19 protein-coding genes, 2 tRNA genes and 1 pseudogene are annotated in these 23,577 nt (G+C 36.4%); 8 read left to right on the top strand and 14 right to left on the bottom strand.

Features of this window, described 5'->3' with window-relative positions; genetic code table 11:
- Positions 1-6 precede the first annotated feature (6 nt).
- The 4 genes from H6W53_RS09580 to H6W53_RS09565 all read right to left on the bottom strand — a co-directional run bounded on the left by H6W53_RS09580 (position 7) and on the right by H6W53_RS09565 (position 3,472).
- Positions 7-79 (bottom strand) — tRNA-Phe (locus H6W53_RS09580).
- Positions 80-196: 117 nt separating this feature from the next.
- A tRNA-Phe gene (locus H6W53_RS09575) sits at positions 197-269 on the bottom strand.
- Between the two features lie 98 nt (positions 270-367).
- Entirely contained in the window at positions 368-2,209 is a 1,842-nt protein-coding gene (locus tag H6W53_RS09570) for a lysophospholipid acyltransferase family protein (RefSeq protein ID WP_185206412.1), read from the bottom strand.
- A 24-nt stretch (positions 2,210-2,233) separates the two neighbouring features.
- The gene (locus H6W53_RS09565; protein ID WP_076392272.1) at positions 2,234-3,472 is read right to left on the bottom strand and encodes an aspartate kinase; all 1,239 of its coding nucleotides are present in this window, start codon (positions 3,470-3,472) and stop codon (positions 2,234-2,236) included.
- 313 nt (positions 3,473-3,785) lie between these two features.
- Here H6W53_RS09565 and fbp point away from each other — a divergent pair, with 313 nt between their 5' ends.
- Complete coding sequence (gene fbp / locus H6W53_RS09560) at positions 3,786-4,802, top strand: class 1 fructose-bisphosphatase (protein WP_076392274.1); 1,017 nt, start codon at positions 3,786-3,788, stop codon at positions 4,800-4,802.
- Positions 4,802-5,806, top strand: a complete 1,005-nt coding sequence (gene menC, locus H6W53_RS09555) for an o-succinylbenzoate synthase (RefSeq protein WP_185206410.1) — start codon at positions 4,802-4,804, stop codon at positions 5,804-5,806. The genes fbp and menC overlap by 1 nt, the downstream gene beginning before the upstream one ends.
- Here menC and H6W53_RS09550 read toward each other — a convergent pair.
- On the bottom strand, positions 5,803-5,952 hold the full coding sequence (locus H6W53_RS09550) for a bacteriocin-like protein (protein ID WP_157967241.1): 150 nt from the start codon (positions 5,950-5,952) through the stop codon (positions 5,803-5,805). The genes menC and H6W53_RS09550 overlap by 4 nt on opposite strands.
- A gap of 663 nt (positions 5,953-6,615) precedes the next feature.
- On the opposite strand from H6W53_RS09550, the gene H6W53_RS09545 reads away from it, so the two are divergent.
- The 3 genes from H6W53_RS09545 (at position 6,616) to H6W53_RS09535 (ending at position 12,083) form a co-directional block, all read left to right on the top strand.
- On the top strand, positions 6,616-8,289 hold the full coding sequence (locus H6W53_RS09545) for a glutamine--tRNA ligase/YqeY domain fusion protein (protein WP_185206407.1): 1,674 nt from the start codon (positions 6,616-6,618) through the stop codon (positions 8,287-8,289).
- 216 nt (positions 8,290-8,505) lie between these two features.
- Positions 8,506-9,678 carry an MFS transporter gene (locus tag H6W53_RS09540; RefSeq protein WP_185206487.1) on the top strand — a complete coding sequence of 391 codons (1,173 nt, stop codon included), beginning with the start codon at positions 8,506-8,508 and terminating at the stop codon, positions 9,676-9,678.
- 374 nt (positions 9,679-10,052) lie between these two features.
- Positions 10,053-12,083 carry a TonB-dependent receptor gene (locus H6W53_RS09535; RefSeq protein WP_185206405.1) on the top strand — a complete coding sequence of 677 codons (2,031 nt, stop codon included), beginning with the start codon at positions 10,053-10,055 and terminating at the stop codon, positions 12,081-12,083.
- 194 nt (positions 12,084-12,277) lie between these two features.
- On the opposite strand, the gene H6W53_RS09530 is transcribed toward H6W53_RS09535, so the two are convergent.
- Positions 12,278-13,240, bottom strand: a complete 963-nt coding sequence (locus H6W53_RS09530) for a YpdA family putative bacillithiol disulfide reductase (RefSeq protein WP_185206403.1) — start codon at positions 13,238-13,240, stop codon at positions 12,278-12,280.
- A gap of 175 nt (positions 13,241-13,415) precedes the next feature.
- Between H6W53_RS09530 and H6W53_RS09525 the strand changes: the two genes are divergently transcribed.
- The gene (locus H6W53_RS09525) at positions 13,416-14,054 is read left to right on the top strand and encodes a hypothetical protein (protein ID WP_185206400.1); all 639 of its coding nucleotides are present in this window, start codon (positions 13,416-13,418) and stop codon (positions 14,052-14,054) included.
- A gap of 269 nt (positions 14,055-14,323) precedes the next feature.
- Here the strand turns inward: H6W53_RS09525 and H6W53_RS09520 are convergent, their stop codons facing one another.
- The 8 genes and pseudogenes from H6W53_RS09520 to H6W53_RS09485 form a co-directional block, all read right to left on the bottom strand.
- On the bottom strand, positions 14,324-15,616 hold the full coding sequence (locus H6W53_RS09520; RefSeq protein WP_185206398.1) for a glycosyl transferase family 1: 1,293 nt from the start codon (positions 15,614-15,616) through the stop codon (positions 14,324-14,326).
- Between the two features lie 94 nt (positions 15,617-15,710).
- Entirely contained in the window at positions 15,711-16,109 is a 399-nt protein-coding gene (locus tag H6W53_RS09515; RefSeq protein ID WP_185206380.1) for a GxxExxY protein, read from the bottom strand.
- A 31-nt stretch (positions 16,110-16,140) separates the two neighbouring features.
- Positions 16,141-18,675 (bottom strand): hypothetical protein, encoded by a 2,535-nt coding sequence (locus tag H6W53_RS09510; protein WP_185206378.1) that lies wholly within the window; start codon positions 18,673-18,675, stop codon positions 16,141-16,143.
- Positions 18,676-18,710: 35 nt separating this feature from the next.
- Positions 18,711-18,941, bottom strand: coding sequence for a hypothetical protein (locus H6W53_RS09505; protein ID WP_185206485.1), 231 nt, complete (start codon positions 18,939-18,941; stop codon positions 18,711-18,713).
- A gap of 75 nt (positions 18,942-19,016) precedes the next feature.
- The gene (locus tag H6W53_RS09500; protein ID WP_185206376.1) at positions 19,017-20,069 is read right to left on the bottom strand and encodes a DUF6263 family protein; all 1,053 of its coding nucleotides are present in this window, start codon (positions 20,067-20,069) and stop codon (positions 19,017-19,019) included.
- A 25-nt stretch (positions 20,070-20,094) separates the two neighbouring features.
- Positions 20,095-20,838 (bottom strand): 23S rRNA (guanosine(2251)-2'-O)-methyltransferase RlmB, encoded by a 744-nt coding sequence (rlmB, locus tag H6W53_RS09495; protein WP_076392298.1) that lies wholly within the window; start codon positions 20,836-20,838, stop codon positions 20,095-20,097.
- 98 nt (positions 20,839-20,936) lie between these two features.
- Positions 20,937-21,330, bottom strand: a pseudogene (locus H6W53_RS09490) (four helix bundle protein).
- Between the two features lie 51 nt (positions 21,331-21,381).
- On the bottom strand, positions 21,382-21,852 hold the full coding sequence (locus H6W53_RS09485; RefSeq protein ID WP_076392302.1) for a DinB family protein: 471 nt from the start codon (positions 21,850-21,852) through the stop codon (positions 21,382-21,384).
- 251 nt (positions 21,853-22,103) lie between these two features.
- On the opposite strand from H6W53_RS09485, the gene H6W53_RS09480 reads away from it, so the two are divergent.
- Together H6W53_RS09480 and H6W53_RS09475 are read left to right on the top strand one after the other, a co-directional pair.
- Positions 22,104-23,108, top strand: coding sequence for an AAA family ATPase (locus H6W53_RS09480; protein WP_076392594.1), 1,005 nt, complete (start codon positions 22,104-22,106; stop codon positions 23,106-23,108).
- A complete protein-coding gene (locus tag H6W53_RS09475) occupies positions 23,108-23,563 on the top strand; it encodes a GNAT family N-acetyltransferase (RefSeq protein WP_185206373.1) in 456 nt (151 codons plus the stop codon). The genes H6W53_RS09480 and H6W53_RS09475 overlap by 1 nt, the downstream gene beginning before the upstream one ends.
- Positions 23,564-23,577: the final 14 nt, after the last annotated feature.

The raw sequence follows: 23,577 nt of genomic DNA, 5'->3' as shown, positions 1-23,577 counted from the left end.
TTTAAGTGGTTTCTCCAGGAATCGAACCAGGGACACATGGATTTTCAATCCATTGCTCTACCAACTGAGCTAAGAAACCATTTAATTTTTGCTTCTTTTTTGAAGTGGTGCAAAAGTAATAATAATTATTAACCTTGGCAAATTTTATTTAAAACTTTGAAAATAAAACCACCTTTTTACAGGTGGTTTTTTTAAGTGGTTTCTCCAGGAATCGAACCAGGGACACATGGATTTTCAATCCATTGCTCTACCAACTGAGCTAAGAAACCATTCTTGTTACTTCGTTGTTTTAAAGTGATGCAAAAGTAGTAAGTTTTAGTATATGAAGCAAGTATTAACAAGACTTTTTTTAACAAAACTTAAAAACCTACTGATTTTCAACCGAATTATTTTCCTGTTCGCGTCTTATCTGTTCGCTCATTTCCTCTAATACAGGCTTAATCGTACTTTCCGGAAGATCACTTATTCGGATATACATCAATCCGTCTATCGCATCATTGAAGTTGGGATCAACGTTAAAAGCGATAACTTTCGCGTTCTGCTTGATATATTTTTTAATTAAAACAGGTAATCTTAGTTCCGGTTCCAGATCATCGATAATCTTATCAAGCTTATTAAGATCCGACTCCATTTCTTCAAAAAACAGATGTTTATCTCTGTCGCGAAGCTTTACTTTGTATTCGTTTCTTGGAGTAATATACTGTGCAACTGCAGAATCATAATAATTCGAACGCATAAACTCAATCATCAGAGATTTGGAAAATTCTGAAAATTTATTGGAAATACTTACACCTCCCATCAAAAATTTATGATCCGGATTTCGTAAACAGACATGCACAATTCCTCTCCATAAAAGGAAAAGCGGTAGCGGCTTCTGCTGGTATTCCTGACAGATATAAGCACGACCCATTTCAATCACTTTTTTGAAAAAAGGATGAATGTCCTGCTCAAATTCAAATAAAGAACTGGTGTAAAAACCTTTGATGCCGGATTTCTTCATCACTTCTTTACCCAAAGCCATTCTGTAAGCTCCTACAAGTTTTTCAGCGGCACTGTCCCAAAGAAAAAGATGATGATAATGTTTGTCGTATTCATCAAGGTCGAACGGCAGATTACTTCCTTCACCCACTGCACGGAAGGTAAGCTCACGCTGTCTTCCGATTTCCCGCATAATAGAAGGGATTTCTTCGTAAGTGGTAAAATAAACTTCGTAATTTCCGTTGCTAAAAAACATCTTATCTGTGCCTTTCAGTTTATTGATGTCTTTTAAAATATCTTCTTTCGGAGTTTCGTCGATGATATTCTGAACGATATTTTCTTCTCTTAGTAAAGGGAATTTTACCGAAAGATTTTTAAGATTGATACTTTGTGCCAAAGATTTTCTCTTTTCGTAGTAAGATTTCATCATATAAACCTTACGTTTCAGAAATTCTCCCAGTTCCTCGATGGTTTCCATATCATCCATCGCCTTAACGGTAATAGGTTTTCCGATTCTTATTCTGATCGGTTTTTCCCTGTCGTTCATCATTTCTGCCGGAAGCATCAAGGTCTGCAAATTAGGATGGATTTTGGCTACCTGATAAAATATCCTGCTGTTTTTTGCATGAAAATACATAGGAACGACCGGCACTTTTGCCATTCTGATGAGCTTTAATGCCGGTTTTTCCCATTCTTTATCCAGAATTTCACCGTAAGGATTGTTCTTATTGGAAACTTCTCCTGCAGGGAAAATTCCTACACAGCCTCCATTTTGCAGGTGCTTTAACGTTTCCCGCATTCCGGAAGAGCTGCTGTATGCTTCTTTTCTGCCTTCAAAAGGGTTTACCGCAATTACGTACGGCTCCATCGGTTTGATCTTTTCCAGAAGGAAATTTCCCATCACCTTAAAATCCGGACGTACTTCTGACAGAACTTTGCACATTAAAATTCCGTCAATCGCGCCAAGCGGATGATTGGATACCAGAATAAACGGTCCTGTTTTCGGAATTTTTGCCAGATCTTCTTCAAAAGCGATATAGCTTAAGTTGCGCTCTCTTACAAATGAGTCGAAAAAGTCTTTGCCTTCCTTGTCTTTTAGTTTGTCGTATAATTTATTTACTTCGTTTATTTTAGCAATGCTCATCACAGCAGATGCTACAGGATTCTTTAAAAATCCTATTTTATTTAAGCCGGAAGCCTTTATCAGATCGTTTTTCGAAATTAAACTCATATTGTGTTTAGTCGCAATTAGTTTTTATTGTGTTACCATTTGAAGCGTATTTTTCGCAATCTGCTCCAATAATACACTTTTTTCCTGGTAAAATTTATCTATGTTCTCTATTTTCGCATTTCTTACGGTAAATAAAGATACATTTTTTATAACTTCTGTTTTAAATACTTTTTGAAGTTCTTCATTTAATTCATCTACGGTATTGAATTTATCTTCAAGACATAAAGCCAATGAAATTGCAGAATTCTGCATCAGGGAAACTTTAATTTTGTACTTGGATAAATATCCGAAAATAAGACTCATATGGTCTTCTGCGATAAATGAAAAGTCTCTTGTGGAGATTTTAAGCAAAGTCTGGTTTTCCTTTAAAATATAAGATTCTTCGCTTTGGTTTTTTTCCGAAGCACCTACTTTTGTTCCTTCCTTTGTAGGATCTACAAACGATTTTACGTAAAAAGGAATGTTTTTCTGCTGTAGCGGCTGTAAAGTTTTCGGGTGAATTACACTTGCTCCGTAATACGCCATTTCAATTGCTTCTTCGTATGAAATATTGGAAAGTAACGTCACATCTTTGAATTTTCTCGGATCTCCCGTCATTACGCCCGGAACGTCTTTCCAGATCGTCATAGCCTCTGCATTGAGGCAATACGCAAAAATTGCAGCAGAATAATCAGAACCCTCTCTTCCTAATGTTACCGTAAAATTGTTATTATCCGAACCGATGAATCCCTGCGTAACGTAGCAGATTTCTTTATTTAAATTGGAAATAAATTCTTCCGTCTTTGCCCAGTCTACCACACCTTCTCTGTAAGAATTGTCTGTCTTTACATAATCTCTTGCATCTAGCCACTGATTGGTAAACTGAATTTCATTCAAATATTCGCTCACAATTTTCGTAGAAATCATTTCTCCGCAGCTTACCACCTGATCGTAAACAAAATCGTAGTTCGGAGATTTGTTTCTTCTTAAAAAAGAATCAATATCATCAAAAAATAAATTGATTTCCGCAAACACCGCATGATTTTCGGGAAATAATCCTTCCGCGATCTCAATGTGTTTTCGTTTTATCTTTTCAATTTCAGTTTGATAGTTATCCTTCTTGAAATAAAGTTCTACAACCTTTTCCAACTCATTGGTCGTTTTGCCCATCGCCGAAATTACCAGCAGACATTTGGCAAATCCCTGGCTTTTTAAAACCATGGCTACATTTTTTACACTTTCGGCATCCTTTACCGATGCTCCACCAAACTTGAAAATTTTCATTAAATTGTTAATAATAAAATTGTTAGATAAAATTTGTGGGAATATTTTACGGGTGACAAAATTATACATTTACAACGAGATATGAAAGAGCAGAATCCTGTCGTAGCCTTAAGATTTTATTAAAATTATCAATAAGCAGAAATTATTCCGATTGCCACAATAAAAAGGGAATGCTAAATCCAGCTTAAGATTTTTTTAAATAGATTTATATTGATGTATTGTATTGATAGACAGTAATTAAGGTCTTTTATTAATTATTCTTTTAAATTGTAATAAATTTTACGAAATTTGGAGAAAACGTAAAAAGCAAAATATGTCAGAGCAACCATTACAGACTTTAGGAGAATTTCTTATTGATAGACAGGATGATTTTCAGTATTCCACGGGAGAGTTTTCCCGTCTCTTGAGTGCAATAAGACTTGCTTCAAAAGTAGTAAACAGAGAAGTAAATAAAGCAGGAATTGTAGACATCGCAGGCGCTGCAGGAAACCAGAATGTACAAGGAGAAGAGCAGCAGAAGCTTGATGTAATTGCCAATGAAATTTTTATTACCGCTTTGTCTCAGAGAGAGGTTGTCTGTGGAATCGCTTCCGAAGAAAACGATGATTTCATCGATATTAAATGTGGCGAAAACGGACATTTAAGCAAATATGTGGTGCTGATTGATCCTCTTGACGGTTCTTCAAATATTGATGTCAACGTTTCGGTTGGAACCATTTTCTCAATCTACAGAAGAGTTACAGAGCCCGGAACCCCGGTTCAATTGGAAGACTTTTTACAGAAAGGAGTTAACCAGATCGCGGCAGGATATGTTATCTATGGATCTTCCACAATGATTGTTTACACCACAGGAAACGGAGTGAACGGATTTACATTAGATCCTTCTCTGGGAACCTATTATCTGTCTCATCCGAATATGACTTTCCCAAAAACAGGAAAAATTTATTCCATTAACGAAGGAAACTATATTAAATTTCCTCAGGGTGTAAAAAATTACCTTAAATATTGCCAGATGGAAGAAGGAGACAGACCATATACTTCAAGATATATTGGTTCGTTAGTGGCAGATTTCCACAGAAATATGTTGAAGGGCGGAATTTACATCTATCCATCGTATTCACAGGCTCCGAACGGAAAACTGAGATTGCTGTACGAGTGTAATCCGATGGCTTTCCTTGCAGAACAGGCAGGAGGAAAAGCAACAGACGGCTTCAGAAGAATCCTTGAAATTGAACCGACAGAATTGCATCAGAGAATTCCGTTTTTCTGCGGAAGTATTGATATGGTAGAGAAAGCGGAAGAATTTATGCGAATTGACAGTGTAAAATAATGAAAGCAGAATATTCAAGATATTTACTAGAATTCAAACGCCCGAGTGGAACATCTCGCGGCGTTTTGCTTGAAAAAGAGACCTTTATTCTCGAAATTTCAGAAAATGGAAAAAAAGGAATAGGGGAGTGCGCAATTTTCAGAGGATTAAGTTTTGATGACAGACCGGATTATGAAGATAAATTAAAATGGCTTTGTGAAAATATTCAGCAGGAAACTGAGTTTTTAAAAGAAGAACTGAAAGAATTTCCGTCCATTTGGTTTGGTTACGAACAGGCTGTTCTGAATTTAAAAAATGGTAAGAATCTATATTTCCCAAGTGATTTTACAGAAGGAAAGACTCCGATCGTCATTAATGGTCTGATCTGGATGGGCGACATCCATTATATGGAAGAGCAGATTCAGGATAAGCTGGAAAAAGGTTTTCACTGCATCAAGCTCAAAATAGGAGTTGACTGGAAATCCGAGCATGATATTCTTCAGAAACTGAGACAGAAGTTCTCAAAAGACAGGCTTGAACTTCGGGTAGATGCGAACGGAGGTTTTAATAAAGAGGAAGCAAAAGTCGTTTTGCAGCAATTAGCCGATCTGCATATTCATTCCATCGAGCAGCCGATAAAAGCAGGAAACTGGAACGATATGTCAGAATTATGTCTTGAAACGCCTACTCCGATTGCTTTGGATGAAGAACTGATCGGGATTACAGATTTTAATGAAAAAAGAAAATTACTAGAAACCGTAAATCCTCAGTATATCATTTTAAAACCCGCTTTAGTAGGAGGTTTTTCAGGATCTGATGAATGGATTTCTCTCGCGGAAAGTATGAATATCGGGTGGTGGATTACATCTGCTCTGGAAAGCAATATTGGTCTGAATGCGATTGCTCAGTATACTTTTACAAAAAAAAGCCCGATGCCGCAAGGATTGGGAACCGGAGCTTTATTCGTTAATAATTTCGATTCAAATCTGGATCTGAAAGGAGAATTACTGTTGTTTAAAAATTAGATTTCACAAACAGGATTGTTGTAATGTTCTTCATCCCATGTTCTGCAGCATCTTAATTTAGGATTCCAGTTAAGACAGCCGATGGGAACAATACCTCCTTTGATTGTTTTTAAATCACTTTTCTTAAGTTTTTTTAGATTTTTCATAGAAACATTTTTTTTGGTTTTGTAATGTAAATATGAATTTCTTTTTTTTAATGTACAACAACTTTAACTTATATTAACACACATTAAAGTGAATAATATAAGTTAAAGTGTATAGAATACATCCAAAGTACATCAGAACTTTGTGTAACTTTCGGAAATTGTTTTGAGGTTTTTAATTTGTAGTTTTCAGTCGTATAATCTTAGTGTTTATAAATTAGGTGATTGGCGATTAGATAACATCCTTTACAAAAATCGCTTTCTTAATGTATTCCAAAAATAAAGAAAACTTACTTTTAACCTTTTTCATAATATAAAATGTTAATATTTTTGTGGTAATAAATTTACAATCTTTATGCCAAAAGGCAATGCATAATTTTTATTTTTTTAACATTTTTCTTTAATAAATTGTAAACTGTTGTATAATAGCTGTTTGGAGTTTTTTTTCTTTTATTTTTACTTTTACAGGTATAAATTTCTTTTATTTTGTTAATTCTTAGAAAGTATTGATGTTATTTTTATTTGAAATTTTAATATCTGCAAAAAATATAACCCAAAAGAAATGCAAATCCACTATTACTCTTTTGCATTATTATTTCCATAAACCCTCAAAATTTCATAAATTTGCAAATTGCCGTATTATACAGCAATTAAAAGCGAAATTTAATGGAAGAAGAAAAAAAATCACTCAATTTTATTGAGCAAATTATCGAAGATGATTTGGCAAACGGTCTGGGAAAAGATCAGCTCCGTTTCCGTTTTCCGCCTGAACCAAACGGTTATCTGCATGTAGGTCACACCAAAGCGATCTGCATCAACTTCGGTTTGGGTGAAAAATACAATGCTCCCGTAAACCTTCGTTTCGACGATACGAACCCTGAAAAAGAAGAACAGGAATTCGTAGATTCTATTATGAAAGACGTTGAATGGTTGGGTTTCAAATGGGATAAAGTTTTGTACGCCTCCGATTACTTCCAGCAGCTTTACGATTGGGCAGTTCAGTTATTAAAAGAAGGAAAGGCTTACGTAGATGAGCAGCCGTCTGAAGTGATTACCGAACAGAGAAAAAATCCGGCAGAACCGGGTGTGGAATCTCCATACAGAAACCGTCCTGTTGAAGAATCATTAGATTTATTCGAAAGAATGAAAAACGGTGAGTTCGAAAGCGGTTCTATGTCTCTTCGTGCAAAAATCGATATGACTTCACCGAATATGAACATGCGTGATCCTGTGATGTACAGAATTCTGAACAAACCTCACCACAGAACAGGAACGGATTGGAAAATTTATCCGATGTACGACTGGGCGCATGGTGAGTCTGATTATATTGAACAAATTTCTCACTCGCTGTGTTCTTTAGAGTTTGAAAACCACAGACCTTTATATAATTGGTATCTGGATCAGGTGTACGAAGAAGGAAAAGTGAAAAACAAGCAGAGAGAATTTGCGAGAATGAACGTTTCTTACATGATTACTTCCAAAAGAAAACTACAGAGGCTGATTGCCGAAAATGTAGTGAACGGTTGGGATGATCCGAGAATGCCTACGATTTCAGGAATGAGAAGAAAAGGATTTACGCCTGCTTCCATCAGAAATTTTATTGAAAAAGTAGGTGTTGCCAAAAGAGAAAATCTTATTGAACTTCAGTTACTGGAATTCTGCGTTCGCGAAGACCTGAATAAAGTCGCAAAACGTGTAATGACGGTTGTGGATCCTGTCAAATTAGTCATTGAAAACTATCCGGAAGGAAAAGAAGAATGGCTGGAAACAGAAAACAATCCTGAACAGGAAAATGCAGGAACAAGAGAAATTCCGTTCTCCAGAGAATTATATATTGAGCGTGAAGACTTTAAAGAAGAAGCAAACAACAAATTCTTCAGACTAAAGTTAGGCGGAGAAGTTCGTCTGAAATCTGCTTACATCATTAAAGGTGAAAGAGTAGAAAAAGACGAAAACGGAAACATTACGACCATTTACGCAACCTACGACGAAAAATCCAAGTCAGGAAGCGGAACAGAAGAAAGTTTAAGAAAAGTAAAAGGAACCATTCATTGGGTATCTGCGAAACACGCAATTCCTGTGGAAGTAAGAAATTACGACAAATTATTCACTGTGGAACAACCAGATGCAGAGAAAGATGTCGATTTCCTAAACTTTATCAATCCGGAGTCAGTAACTACCATTCAGGGATTTGCTGAACCAAGCTTAAAAGATGTGGCAGTTGGAGAACCTCTTCAATTCCAGAGAATTGGCTATTTCACGAAAGATCAGGATTCTACGGATACAAACTTTGTATTCAACAGAACTGTGACGTTAAAAGACTCTTATAAGCCGGAGTAAAAATTTATTATACATATAAATAAAACAGGGCTTAATTTTTAAGCCCTGTTTTTTTGTTTTTAACCCTAGCGAAACAAAAACGATAACCAAAAAATAAGGTTATCCGTGAAAAGCATTTGTGCCATTCGTGGTTAAAAACAGTAATTAAAATTAAAAATTGTGAAACTTATACACTTATATACCAACTCATTCAAAGGGCTTTCCAAAGAAAGCTGGATGCTTGCTTTGGTCATGCTCATCAATCGGGCAGGTTCCATGGTACTTCCTTTTCTGGGAGTTTACATGACCGATCATTTAAAATTCAGTATCGAAAATACTGGAGTTGTACTCAGCTTTTTCGGAATCGGTTCGGTAATCGGTTCATGGCTGGGCGGATTTATTACAGACAGAATCGGGGAATACAGAGTTCAGTATCTCAGCTTATTGCTCAGTGTGCCTTTATTTTGTATGATCCCTCTATTTAAGACAGAAATAGGAGTGGCGACCATTATTTTGCTGCAAAGCATTGTAAGCGATTCCTTCCGTCCTGCAAACTCGGTTGCCATTACAAAATATGCGAAACCCGAAAACATAACCCGAGCATTTTCCTTAAACCGGATGGCAGTCAATTTAGGATTTTCCATTGGTCCCGCTTTGGGCGGTATTTTATCTGCAATTTCCTACGAATTTTTATTTTTCAGCAATGCTTTTACAGCTTTGTTGGCTGGAATTTTATACATCGTCTTTTTCAGAAAACGAAACATTCTGGCAAAACTAAAAGCCCGAAAAGTACAGGAAGCCATAGAAATTAAAAAAGAAAATTCCCCTTACCGCGATGGTAAATTTCTGGTTTACTGTTTCTTCTGTATGCTGTTTTCAATCTGTTTCTTCCAGTTGTTCAGTACGCTGACTATTTTTTACAAAGACACGGCGCATTTAAGTCAGCAAAGTATAGGATATATTTTGGGGTACAGCGGCTTTTTAGTCGTTTTACTTGAAATGGGATTGGTACAGGTTGCCGAAAAATATCTCAGTCTTGCAGTAACCATGCTTTTGGGAACCTTCATCTGCGGATTTGCTTATGCCATGCTTGGTTTTGATTACAGTATCGTGACTTTGGTTGTATCCATGAGCCTTCTCTGCGTGGGAGAAATCTGGGCTTTGCCGTTTATGTCAACCATCACAGCATTACGCTCCGGAAAAAACAACAAAGGAGCTTACATGGGCTTGAACGGAATTTCATTCTCCATCGCCTTTATTGTAACCCCTACTTTGGGAACGTTCATCGCCGAAAGATTCGGATTTACCATATTATGGATCGGGACAGGAGTTTTAGCCACAATCATTGCCATTGCGTTTTATTACATTGTTCCCTGGATGATTGGCGACAGAAAACACGCAGAATCTTAAATATTTTGGGCGTGTCCCTCATTCCGGAGCTAAGCCTCATAGGTTTTTAAAACCTATGAGGCTTCCCATAGAATTCGGGTCGGGCTGCTTTGGGGTTCGCTTCGCTTCCGTACTCGTTCGTTCCTCACTCGCACCGGCGTCTTCGTCGCCGCCCGCCGCATCCCTCACGCGAAGGAAGTCGTTCATAGAAATTTCAGTCCGTCACAGAAAATGTTGCCGGACTTTTTATTGTAACGGAGTAAGAAACAAATTTGACTTTAGCCAAAACGCATCATCAATTTCATCTGAAGCCCAACTCACGGTATTTTAAACAAATCTTCTGCGAATTTATATTTTACACATAGAAAAGTACAGTTTTTGCTTCGCTTCATTCAATGACAAAACTCTGCTTTCTATTTTCATTATGTTCCGTTTCCCTGCTGTTTTCTCAAGAAAGAGATTCTGCAGCACTGATTTCAGAAGTCAGGATCGATGCTTACAAAAAACCAACCGCTTTTATTTCGTCCACAAAATCGGTTGCTGTAGTTTCAGAAAATCTACTTAGCCAGAATACGCCCGAAAGAATGCTCGAATCCATCAATCAGATTGCAGGAGCCAGAATGGAAGAACGTTCTCCCGGAAGCTACAGGATTTCTCTTCGCGGAAGCACTTTGCGATCCCCTTTTGGCGTTCGGAATGTGAAAGTTTATCTTGATGATTTCATCCTGTCCGATGCTTCGGGAAACACCTATTTTAATCTTGTTTCTCCTGAACTCATCAACCGGATGGAAATATATAAAGGCCCTGAAAGCGGAGATTACGGCGCCGTAACGGGCGGAACTGTTTTGCTTCAGACCAGAAAATCAGATCAGATTTCCGCAAATCTGGCAATTGGAAGTTATGGAACCTTTAACCAGAGTTTTGATCTTTCCAAACACATTGGGAAACACTTTTTTCAGGTTTTTCAGAACTATTATCAGACCGATTCTTATCGGGAACAGTCGAAGGTTCAGCGAAAGCAGATTTTTGTAAAAGACCATTTTCAATATTCAGAAAATGGATTGCTCAAAGCCATGATTTTATACGCTGATCTCGGTTATCAGACTCCGGGAGGACTCACGTTAGAACAGATGCAAATCAACCGGAAACAGGCAAGACCGGCAACCAAAACAGTTCCGGGTGCAAAAGAACAGGATGCCGGAATCCGCAATAAAATGATTTTGGCAGGAGTTTCAAATGATTATAACTTCAGTCCGGATTTCTCTCATTTTATTTTAATTCAGAGTTCATATGTCGATTTTGAAAATCCGTTTATCACCAATTATGAAAACCGTTTTGAAAAGAATTTTGCATTAAGAACGCATCTCAATTACGAAAAAAACGGGAATACCATTTCATTAGCCTACCGATTGGGATTTGAAGGCGGAATTAATGATATTTTGGTCAGAAATTACGATAATAACAGAGGAACAGAAGGAAACCCACAGAATTTTGATCAGATTAAAAATACTTCGGGATTTTTCTTTCTTTCTCAAAAACTGAATGTCAGCGAAAAATTATTCACCGATCTTTCCATCAGTTTAAATTCAAATTCTTACGACTGGAACCGGATATATCCCCGAAATGAAGAAGGAAAAGTTCATTTTAAAAATCAATGGTTGCCCAATTTTGGTTTCACCTATCTTTTGGGAAAAGGTTTTTCTGTGCGCGGAAAAATAGGGAAGGGGAATTCTGCACCCACGAATGAAGAAATCCGCTCTTCGAATCAGCAGTTTAATACAAATTTAAAACCCGAATTCGGCTGGAACAAGGAAATCGGAATTCGAAAACAATTCGGCAACTCTGTTTTTGTGGAAGGAAATTATTTTGATTTCCGGATGAAAGATGCAATTGTGAGAAGGCAGAACGAAGCCGGACAGGAATACTTCGTCAATTCCGGAGAAACCGTTCAAAAAGGGGTTGGAATTTTAATGGAATCGAAGAATTTCAATCTGAAAAACAACTTTTTAGACCATTTTAAATTCAGGTTTTCAGGAAGCTTTTACGATTTTACATTTAAAAATTATCAGCAGAACGGAAATGACTTTTCAGGAAATGAAATCACCGGAGTTCCCAAAACAACAATCAACAGCTTGCTGAATTTTACGTTTTTCAGAAAACTTTCGGTAGATTATTCCCATTTTTACACCTCAAAAATTCCTTTGAACGATGCCAATTCTGTTTGGTCTGAATCAAATTTAATTGGAAATATCCAGTTCAGATTTCCTGTAGATTTTGAAAAAACGAGAGTCAATGTATATCTTCAGATTCAGAATCTTTACAACACAGAATATGTTTTAGGTTTTGATATCAATGCTTTCGGAAACCGTTATTACAATCCGGCTGCCAAAAGAAATTTTGTGTTGGGTATGAAGGTTGATTTTTAATGTCATTGCGAGAAGCGAAGCAACGAAGCAATCTCGTGTTGTTGTCCGTAATTTGTAATCATTAAAAAACTTTGGATTATTTGCTGAGTGAAAAGTTTATACTGAGCTTGTCTATAACTAAATATATGATTAATTAAAGATAAACGATAAAAATAGATAAAGATTGCTTCATCACGTTGTTCCTCGCAATGACATTATTTCGAAAGAATGTTTTTCACAATCATTTCCGCATGAATTCTCGAATTTTCAATAAACCAAAGGTGCGTATCTTTTCCTCCGCAAACCACACCCGCCAAATACAGATTCGGAACATTGGTTTCCATGGTTTCAGGATGATAAAGTGGGTTCAGACAATCGCCCTGCAATTCAATTCCGGAATTCTTTAAAAAATCAAAATCAGGAAGATAGCCGGTCATTGCAAGAACAAAATCATTTTCAATTTCCTGCAGTTCACCTTTTTCATCTTTAAAAACAACGGAATGTTTTTTAATTTCCATCAATTCGGCATTGAAATGAGCAGCAATACTTCCTTCCGCAATTCTGTTTTCAATATCAGGTTTCACCCAGTATTTTACACTTTTTGAAATCTCGGAATGTCGGATGATCATGGTGACTTCCGCGCCTTTTCTGTAAGTTTCCAAAGCAGCATCGACCGCCGAATTGCTCGAACCGACCACAACGATTTTCTGTTTTGCGTAAGGATAAGGTTCTGTATAATAATGTTTTACTTTGGGTAAATCTTCTCCGGGAATATTCATCAGATTCGGAATATCATAGAATCCCGTTGAAATAATGACGTTTTTCGCGGAATATTTTCCTTTCGATGTTTCAATGGTGAAAATTTCATTCTCTTTGGAAACTTTTTCTACCTTTTCATATAAATTGATGTTGATATTCCGCTGTCTTGTAATTCCCTGATAATATTCCAATGCTTCCTGTCTTCCCGGTTTTGGAGCCGTTGAAATAAAGGGAATTCCGGCGATTTCCAGTTTTTCAGCAGTTGAGAAAAACCGCATATACAAAGGATAATTGTACAGAGAATTAACGATGGTTCCTTTTTCGATAACCAGATAAGAAAGATTGTTTTTCTGCGCTTCCAGTGCACAGTTCAGCCCGATCGGTCCGCCTCCGATGATAAGAATATCTAAAATTTCCATACAACAAATGTAAGGAAAACCCATCAACAAAGAATTTTTCAGTAAAAGCAAAAAACTATTCTTTTCATAATGACCATCTATTCGAAAAATATGAAATTCCTTCAACAGTAAACTTTCAAAACGATTCTAAAAGCATGGCATTTATTTTGGTAAATGATAATCAGACATTAAAAACATGAAAAAAATAATCATTTCCTTGCTGGTTTTATCTGCGGTTGCGTGTAAGAAGAACCCTGAAAAATTCGTTAATGATGAGGTTAATGCTAAAGGCAAAACCATTACGGATAGTTCAGTCATTAGTAAAGCAAAAATTACCAAAGATCAGTCTTTAAAAAAGATCAATGAGGATATTATACAGGCTTTAAAGGATAAAAACTTTAAGAAGTTTGCGGAATTTATTCACCCTGAAAGAGGAGTCCGTTTTTCGATGTACGCTTTTGTGAATCCAAAAGAAGACAAGAAATTTTCAAAAGCAGATTTTATCAGATATCAACCTACCAAAACACTTTTCACTTGGGGAACAATGGACGGTTCCGGAGATCTGTACAGAGCGACTATCCGTGATTATTTAGCAGATTGGGTGTACTCCAAAGATTTTGCGACAGCGCAGGTTTCTTTAAATGCGTTTCAGGGAAAAGGCAATTCTCTGAATAATGTAAAGGAAATTTATCCAAATGCAGATTTTACAGAAAATTTCATGAAAGGCTCAGAAGCCAACTCCGGAATGGACTGGAAATGTCTTCGTCTGATTTTTGAAGAATTTCAGGGAAAATATTATCTGATTGGTGTTGTTAACGATCAGTGGACGATTTAGAATAAATTTAAAAAATTGCAATGTTGCGAATGTTCAGTGTAATATTTAAACAATGTATCATTGTTAAATGTAATTTTCATTCATAAAGAAGTTCAACGATCCTATGTCATTCTGATGAAGGAAGAATCTTATAAATGGTTGTTTTATAATTTATTGGGTTGTTAAGGACAGGATTCCGGTAGAGACCCTTCGACAAGCTCAGGGTGACATCTGTAATACTAACATAATATGATATCAATACAGTACGTTAATATGTAAAATCTTCGTGATTATAAAATTTCCGCTAATTTTTTAGTTAAATTTTTTCTTGAAAACTGTTCAATATTCTGAGTGTTTTCTGAAAGATTTCCGTCTTTCCAAAGTTCAAATTTTTCTAAAATAAATTCTTTAATTTTCAAGGAATCATCATAACTGAAATGTTTTCCGGCTTGTGTTTCATTTAAAATTTTCGAAACATCTGCATCTTTAGGTCCAAAAGAAATGATTTGCTTTCCTGTTGCCAGATATTCAAATATTTTTCCGGGGATGATCCCTTTGGAAGAATTGTTCGGAAAGTTGGTGATGAGCAGTATTTCCGAAGTCTGCATTTCTTCAATCGCTTTGTCGTGAGAAAGATATCCTAAATTCAGAATATGATTTTTCAGGTTTGAATGTTCTATTGAATTCAGAATTTTATCATCAATTCTTCCGGCAAATTTCAAGGTAAACTTTTCAGCAAATTCAGCATTTTCTGTAACCAGATCATTCAGAGCTTTCCACAGATTTTCAGGGTTTCTCAACTGTTCCAGAACTCCGATGTAACTTAATGTGAATTTTGTTTGAGTGTCGGAGAATTTAAGCGTTTGAGAATTTGAGTCTGACTCGTCAAAACCATTCGTAATACAAATTGCATTGGCTCCGTTTTTACGGAAATTTTCAGCATCGGTGTAACTTGTTGCCAAAGTAATATCTGCATTTCTGAAAACTTCGCTTTCCAGTTGACGGTGCTTTTGGTCGGAACTTTTGGTCAGTTTTAGGTGTTTGTAATAAGAGATTTCTGTCCACGGATCACGGAAATCGGCAATCCATTTCAGGTTGGGAAGTTTCTTTTTTAAATTTAAACCAATTAAATGTAAAGAATGGGGTGGTCCCGAAGTTACCACAACCTCAATCTGATTCTCTTTTAAATATTGTTTCAGAAATTTCACGGAAGGTTTTACCCAGAAAACTCTCGCATCGGGAATGAAAAAATTGCCTCTTACCCAAATCGAAAGCTTAGATTTCCAGCTTTGATTTTTTCCGACATCAAACTGTCCTGCTTTAAATTTTTTGTTGCTTTTGTTCAGTTTTTCAGCCAGTTGATAAGGCTCCCAGATTTTTGTTTTTACAATTTCCAGATCTTTCGGAACATCTTTCATCAAACTTTCATCCAGTAAAGGATAACTTGGATTTTCCGGTGTATAAATCACAGGTTTCCATCCAAATTCTGGTAAATATTTTGCAAATTTCAGCCATCTCTGCACACCTGGACCTCCTGCAGGAGGCCAGTAATAGGTGATGATGAGTATTTTTTTTGGTTCCATTAATAATTATTTTAACCGCAAAAGAGGCAAAAGATGATGATGCTTTTTTAGCTATTCAAAAGGTGACAAAATGTAATTCACTATTTTAATCGTATTAATCAAAATATTTATTAATAAATGTCTCTTGACCAAAGTGATAAATATTTTTTACATTAAAATTTACTAAAACACCTTTTGGTACTTTTAGTAGATTCATATAATTTAGAATTTGAGATTTGTGAATTTCCAAAAGAGAAGATACCGCTTTTATTTCCAAAACAATTAAATCTTCAATCAGGAAGTCGCATTTGAAATCACAATTTAAATACTCATCTTTATAAATTACAGGAATTTGAAACTCAGATTTGTATTCGATATTCCTTAATTTAAACTCTTTTTCTAAAGCTTTATGATATACAATTTCTGCCAAACCTGCGCCTAAAATCTTGTGAACTTCTATACAAGCTCCATTAATTCTATAAGTAAGATCTGTAATGTATTTTTGAGTAATCATAAGCACAACGCTTTTTCAAACTTTTGAATTTCTAAATCTTTTCCATTTGTCTTTTGTCTCTTTTGCGGTAAAGAAAATAAATCCCAAAACCACTTAACAGAATAAACAAACCAAAACAGATAAGCGAGATCCATTTTCCTTTTTCGATAACTTCCGGTTCGAAGACCATTCTCACGTTATGATTTCCCGCAGGAACGTGAACGGCACGAAGAAGATAATCTGCCTTAATGTAAGGAACTTCTTTTTCATCGATGAAGAATTTCCAGCCGTGAGGATAGTAAATTTCAGAAAAAACTGCCAATTGCGGAGTTTTAGACTGCGATTTAAATTCCAGTTCGTTGGGTTGATATTTCGTTAGATTGATAAACGCCGTTGAGTCTGCCTGAACAGGTTTTCCATCAAAATATTTCTTATCATCTGCGGAAATAACAGCGGTTCTTTTGCTGTTGATGGTTCCGATTGCTTTGATTTCCTGATTGGGGGATTCTACGAATTTAAGATCGCTTACAAACCATGCGTTTCCGTTGGCTTTAGGATTCGGCATTGCCTGAGGTTGTTCCGGACCTCCTAAAACTAAGTATTTTGCATTCAGAAGATTCAGGATATTCGGAACTTTTACAGAATCCATGATCTGGAAATATTCGTTGATTACATCATCGTATCTTCTCAGTTTTACCGCATGATAACCTCCGATAGAAGATTTGAAATAAGAAGTGTTTGTTTCGCTGAATGTTCCTAGAATATTGTTGAAAATTCTGTAATGCGTTTTGTCTTTTTCGGCGATGGTTTCTAATGTTTTGTTCACATTTACATTCGCTAAAATAGGTTCCAGATTTGGATTTCCCTGAACTTTTTCAGCCATCAGATCTGAGCTTTCCGTCTGGAAGGGATTTTCGGCAAAGATTTTATCAACATAATTATCATCGTTCAGGTAACGCTTGTTAACCGTCCAAAGATCGAATAAACTGACTACTCCGATAATTACCAGAGCGATATTCTGATTCAGCTTTTGCTTTAAAACAAGGAATAAAGCAGCAACTGCAATAGCAACATAAATGAATGCTTTGATGGCATCAATTCTGAATAATTTAAATCTTTCGTCTATAAGATAATCCAGTAAGAAAGGAGGAAGGTAAGTTTTTTCATTATCGGTATGAAATCCTAATAAAGATTTTCCGAAAACCAGTAAAATCAATACAAATCCTAAAGTTCCGCCTCCTACGTAAAGAAGTATTTTTTGTTTGTATTCCTGTGTGAGTGTTTTATCTGTGAAGAATCTGTATAATCCGATGATCGCAATTAAAGGAAATAATAATTCTACAACCACCAAAATAGAAGAAGGTGCTCTGAATTTATTATAAAACGGCACAAAATCGATGAAAAAGTCGGAAAGTGCCATGAAATTACTTCCCCAAGCTAAAAATACGGTGAGAATAGAAGCTCCTAAAATCCAGTAGCGGTATTTTTTCCATGCGATGAAGAATCCTAAAAGCGCAAGAAAACAAACAATAGCTCCCTGATAAGCAGGTCCTGAAGTTCCCGGCTGATCTCCCCAATAGGTTAGATTCCCGAAACCTTTGGAAATTCTGTCGTATTCAGCTTGTGAACTTACGTTTTCCTGAACCAATTCCTGAATTTTAGCCATCATTTCTTTTCCTTCCGGTTCCTGACTTCCGCCTCCCATTAATCTCGGGATGAAAAGGTTTAAGGTTTCCAGTTTTCCGTAGCTCCACATCAACATACTTTCTTTATCCATTCCGGAATCTCCGCCTGTATTGCTGCTGTTCGTAAGGATCTGCTTTCCACGAACGGTTTCTTTGATGTACTCTGAATTCGCCATGATTCTCTGAGAATTCATTCCGACTCCGATTAAACATGAAGCGGCAACAATTCCGGACGAAATCAGGAAGTGTTTCATTGGTGTTTTTTTCAGAATACCTCTTATCAGCTCAGAAAGGAATAAAAATCCTAACGCTAAGAAAAGATAATATGTCATCTGTGGATGATTCGCAGCAATCTGAAGCCCCATAAATAGAGTAGTGACAATGAAGCCCCAAATATATTGTTTCCGGATGTAGACGAGTAAAATTCCTGCTAAGAGCGGCGCGAAATATTCAATGGTATTGATTTTTCCGTTGTGTCCCGCTGCGATGGCAATATAAAAATAGGTGGAAAGTCCGAAAAAAGTAGCTCCTAAAAGGGCATATTTCCAGTTTCTTACCACAACCATTCCCAAAAGGAAAAATCCTGCGGAAAGAAGAAAAAGATAATTAACCGGTCTTGGCAGAAAATTCAGTTTGGAATCTATTTTTTTGATGATGTCTCCGTTAAACTGACTTCCCATCTGATACGTCGGCATTCCTCCGAACATGGAATCGCTCCAGTAGGTTTCTTTTCCGGTATCGGCTCTGTAATCGAGAAGCTCTTTTGCACCGCCCCGATACTGCACGATATCATGCTGAAAAAGCTGCTTTCCCGTAAAAACAGGAGTGGAGTATAAAAATGCTAAAACGATAAATACAACTAATGAAATTGCAATATAAATCAGGTTTTTATTTTTCGCCATGTTGATGGTTATTATCTAAATATTTTTCGGAATTGTTACCTTTTGCTGTTGTTTTCTTTTACCTCTTCATAATCAACGGTTTCTGCATCCCAGTTGATTTTTTTCTTCGTATTGTCTGAGTTTTTAATATCCTGCTCCCTTCTGTTTTCATTTCTGTTCTGGTTAAACAGATAGCTGTGAAATTTTTTGAAAAAGATTCTCTTCAGAATATTCCACACAAAATAGATAATAATGGTTGCGAGTACAAACTCAAAAATATGTTTCATCATAATAAAAATATTTAAGGTTTAATGCTCAAAGCTTCTGTAACGCTTTGACATTTCAACTTTAAACGATCTGCTTTATTTCGCAGAAGGATTTACCATTACAGAAGAATTGGAAACACTCGTCATAGACTGAGATTCTTTTCCTCTGGAAATACTTTCAATCTGTGTCGTTTTTACAGAAATATTCTGGTTTTTGATCCATCCTGTATTCTGGTCAAACGTAATCGTTCCGTTTTGTGTAAGTTCCGTGCTTAAGCTGTGCGTAACATCACCCTGATTTTCCTTATTAACTTTCTTGGGAATCCCTCCGGTTACTGAAATTTCAGCCACTCCGTTTCCTACACTTTTCAGAATATAGTTAGACGTCACTTTAATTCTTCCCTGTGCATCAGCATTTTCGCTGTTCGTCCATTTTTCGCCGATTTTCGCACCTTTTTTAGGAATAATCGTTAAATTTTTATTGAACTGATCTCTAAGAACTTTTTCGTTGAAAGATTCCTTAAGACTTGCAACAACGCTTTCTTTCTGGTTTTTATCTTTAATCAGCGATCCTACAGAATTGGCAACTTTACTGTAAACAGCATCAAAACCTGTAATTGAAATTACATTTCCTTTGGTGTCCATCTTCATGTTCAGCTTATTTCCGGTCAATGCTCTGTTGATATTCCAAATCATCTTCAGATCATCCTCTTTCGGGATCGGCAATTTGGTATCTACTACGATTGTTTTTCCCTGTGCCGTCTGAGAGCTTCTTTTTGCGATTAGATTTAAGGTAATATCGTAAACATTCCCTTTAATATCATTTACCGTAAAAGACATTTCGTCAGTAGATTCACTCGTTCCGTTCAGAGTTTTCCCTTGAGGATCAGTCATGGTTTTCGTATCTCTCTGATATGTTGTTAAAGGATAAGTTTTTCCTTTTTCCAGTTTAAAAGTCTGTGTATACACTCCTGCTGAATCTTTAATGGCAGGATTTTCCTCTACTTTCGCTACGGAATCTGCCGGAACTTCCACCGTAATCGTTTTTCCGGTTTTAGGATCTACTTTTGTAATTTTTGCCGTTTCTTTTTTGTTGCACGAAATAATTGCTATGGTTGAGATGAGCGCTAAAGCTGCTATGTTTTTCATTGTAAATTTTTAAATATTAATGGAATTAATTGGCTTTCATAAATTTCTGTCTCACTGCTTCATATAAAATCGCTCCACACGCAACAGAAACATTTAAAGACTGTGTTTTTCCTTCGATCGGAAGTTTTATTTTTTCATCAGAATGGTGAAGAACCTCTTTGGAAATTCCTGTTTCTTCATTTCCCATAACGATTGCACAAGGTTCTGTAAAATCAATATCATAAATTAATTTTTCAGCCTTTTCGCTTGCCGCAAAAACAGAAATGCCGCTTTGCTGAAGAAAATCTACCACATGAGCCAGATTCGGAGCTTTACAGATTTTCACATTATAAAGAGCTCCTGCTGAAGTTTTTATCGCATCGGAATTAATCGGCGCTGCTCCTTTTTCGGGAATAATCACCGCATCTACTCCCACACATTCTGCAGTTCGGCAGATGGCTCCGAAGTTTCTAACGTCTGTTAATCTGTCCAGAATCAATAAAAAAGGAGTTTTTCCGTCCTCAAACAATTGAGGAACCACATCTTCCACTTTATGAAAAGGAACATCCGAAATAAAAGCAACCACTCCCTGATGATTTTTTCTCGTAAAACGATTCAGCTTTTCTACCGGAACGTAATTGGGACGGATTTTATTTTTTGCCAGAATGGCTTTAAGTTCAGCATAAATAGGTCCCTGCAATGCATTCTGCACAAAAACCTTATCAATTGTTTTTCCCGCTTCTATAGCTTCAATTACGGGACGCAGCCCGAAAATAAAATCGTCTTTCATTGAATAAATTTTATGTTAAAGGTTCAAAGTTCTATGTTTAAAGTTTTGAGTTCGGTGAAAGGCTAAAAACAATAAACCTTAAACTCAAAACCAGAATTTCATGTTTTGTACTTTGTTCCTTTTAAATCTGTTATATTTAAATATTTAATAAATGAGCCAATTTTTCGGCTTAATACTTCAGTCTGTTCTCTTAATGTTTCAAATTTTTCCTCAGAGATAAAATTTCTGTCAAAAACCCGTTATAACTGTGACCTTGTTTCGCCACAAGAAGCTTTTGCTATTGCAAAGAAACTGAATAAATTCTCTGTTCCCGTTTCTTTCAAAACCTTCAGCGATATTATCCATCACTGAACCCGAAGAACTATCAATCTGATTGCAGAGTTTAAAATTATTTTTAAGATTAGTAGATTCAATTACATCATAAATATCTTTGCATAAAGCACGAGACAACTGCCAAATTTCTAAATCTTCAAATCTTTTAACACTTGCCATAATTGCTCTTAATCTACGAATCTTAAACTCAAAACAAAAAACTTTGAACAACTAATATTTTTCCCCTAAAATAGCTCTCTTCTGCGCCAAAGCATAGCCATAATGCAGACCTTCGTGCATATTGTTAAAAATAATGGCATCCTGAATGCTTTTCAGATCCAGCCCAAAACTTGTGGTGTAAGGCGTATAATCTGAAAAGAAATCGCTGTCGTAATCTTTCATCAGGATTTTTGAAGTTTCGGTTAATAAAAACTCCAGATCTTCCACTTCAGATTTCTGCACATCCAGATTCGGAAGCGTTCCTTTTTTATAAGTTTCGATCCAGTATTTATCAATTCTGAAAGGATTTCCGCTTAGGTAATAATGCAGCAACTGCTGTGTAGCAACCGTATGAGCAATGTTCCAGTAAAGATTATTATTGAAACCGTCCGGAATCAGTAAAAGATCTTCGTGAGAAGTGTTTTGCAGAATATCCAGAAGGTTTTTTCTTACTTGTCTGTGTGCTTGAAAATGATAATTCATTTTGCAAAAATTTTAATCTCCAAAAATAGTTTAATAAACTGGAAATGACAATTTTTGAACGGCGGATTAAAGCAAAATTTATATATTTTTAAGAAAAATAATATTGATTGTATTGAGTTTTAAGCCTTCATCTATTCAGGATCCTGCATCAATGCCGGAATATTTAACAAACTTTAACTCAAAAATGGCATTTTTTGTGTTGATTAATGCAAGTATTTATTGGAAATTTACCCATTATTTTAAATCAAGATATGTCAGAGATCAATCAAGCTGAAGATATCCGTCAACTGACGGAGCAGGTAAAAGAAGCAAACTACTTTTTTTCTCTTTTGAGACAGGAAATCAACAAGGTTATTATTGGACAGGAATATATGATAGACCGTCTTCTGATCGGTCTTTTGGGCAATGGTCACGTTCTTTTGGAAGGTGTTCCGGGACTGGCAAAAACTCTTGCGATAAAAACTCTTGCTGAAGCGGTTCACGGAGAATTTTCCAGAATTCAGTTTACACCTGATCTTCTTCCTGCAGATGTTGTGGGAACAATGATCTACAATGTAAAAGACAATGATTTCTCCATAAAAAAAGGGCCTGTTTTCGCAAATTTCGTTTTGGCGGATGAGATCAACCGTGCACCAGCAAAAGTACAGTCGGCTCTTTTGGAGGTGATGCAGGAAAAGCAGGTAACCATCGGAGACGAAACCATGAAACTTCCAAAACCGTTTTTGGTATTGGCAACGCAAAACCCGATCGATCAGGAAGGTACTTATCTTTTACCGGAAGCACAAAGCGACCGTTTCATGCTGAAATGCACGATTGATTATCCAAAACTGGAAGACGAAAGAACCGTAATGAGAATGGTTTCCACTTCACATCAGCCAACTGTAAAACCTGTGATTTCACTTGAACATATTGTTGCGGCGAAAGAATTGATCAATCAGATCTATCTTGATGAAAAGATTGAAAAATATATTCTGGACATGGTTTTTGCCACCCGTTTCCCTGAAGATTACGGACTGTCTGAACTTAAAAATTACATCAGTTTCGGGGCTTCTCCGAGAGCATCAATAAATCTTGCGATTGCTTCCAGAGCGTATGCTTTCTTAAAAGGAAGAGCATTTGTAATTCCGGAAGATGTAAAATCGCTGGCAAAAGATGTTCTGAGGCACAGAATCGGATTAACTTTCGAGGCTGAAGCGGAAGAAATTTCTTCAGAAGAGATCATCAACAGAATCTTAGCGAAAATTCAGGCTCCGTAATGAGTGAGGTAGTTATTAGAAAGGCAGTTCAGGAAGATTGCGCACCAATGCTGGAACTGATTAAAGAACTGGCGGATTATGAAAAGGCTTTGCATGAAGTTACCTTAACTTTAGATCAGTTTATTGAAGACGGATTTGGAAAATCTCCAGTTTGGGGAGCTTTTGTAGCAGAATTCAATGGTGAAATTGTCGGGATCTCTTTGTATTACGACAGATATTCGACCTGGAAGGGAAGAAGATTGTATCTGGAAGATCTTGTGGTGACGGAAAACCTGAGAGGAAAACAGATCGGCAAGAAATTATTTGAAGCCACCATGGAATACGGAAAATCTAACCAATACAGCGGAATGGTTTTTCAGGTGCTCAACTGGAATGAACCTGCCATTAATTTCTACAAAAAATACAGCCCGAAATTTGATGACGAATGGTTTAATGTTTCGATTGAGTTTAAATAAAATAGGATGGAAGC

Origin of the sequence: Chryseobacterium sp. C3, assembly GCF_014218905.1 — a bacterium.
GTDB classification, from domain to species: domain Bacteria; phylum Bacteroidota; class Bacteroidia; order Flavobacteriales; family Weeksellaceae; genus Chryseobacterium; species Chryseobacterium mucoviscidosis.
Note: the sequence above shows the minus strand (reverse complement) of the source record. Positions and strands in the feature narration are given on the sequence as shown.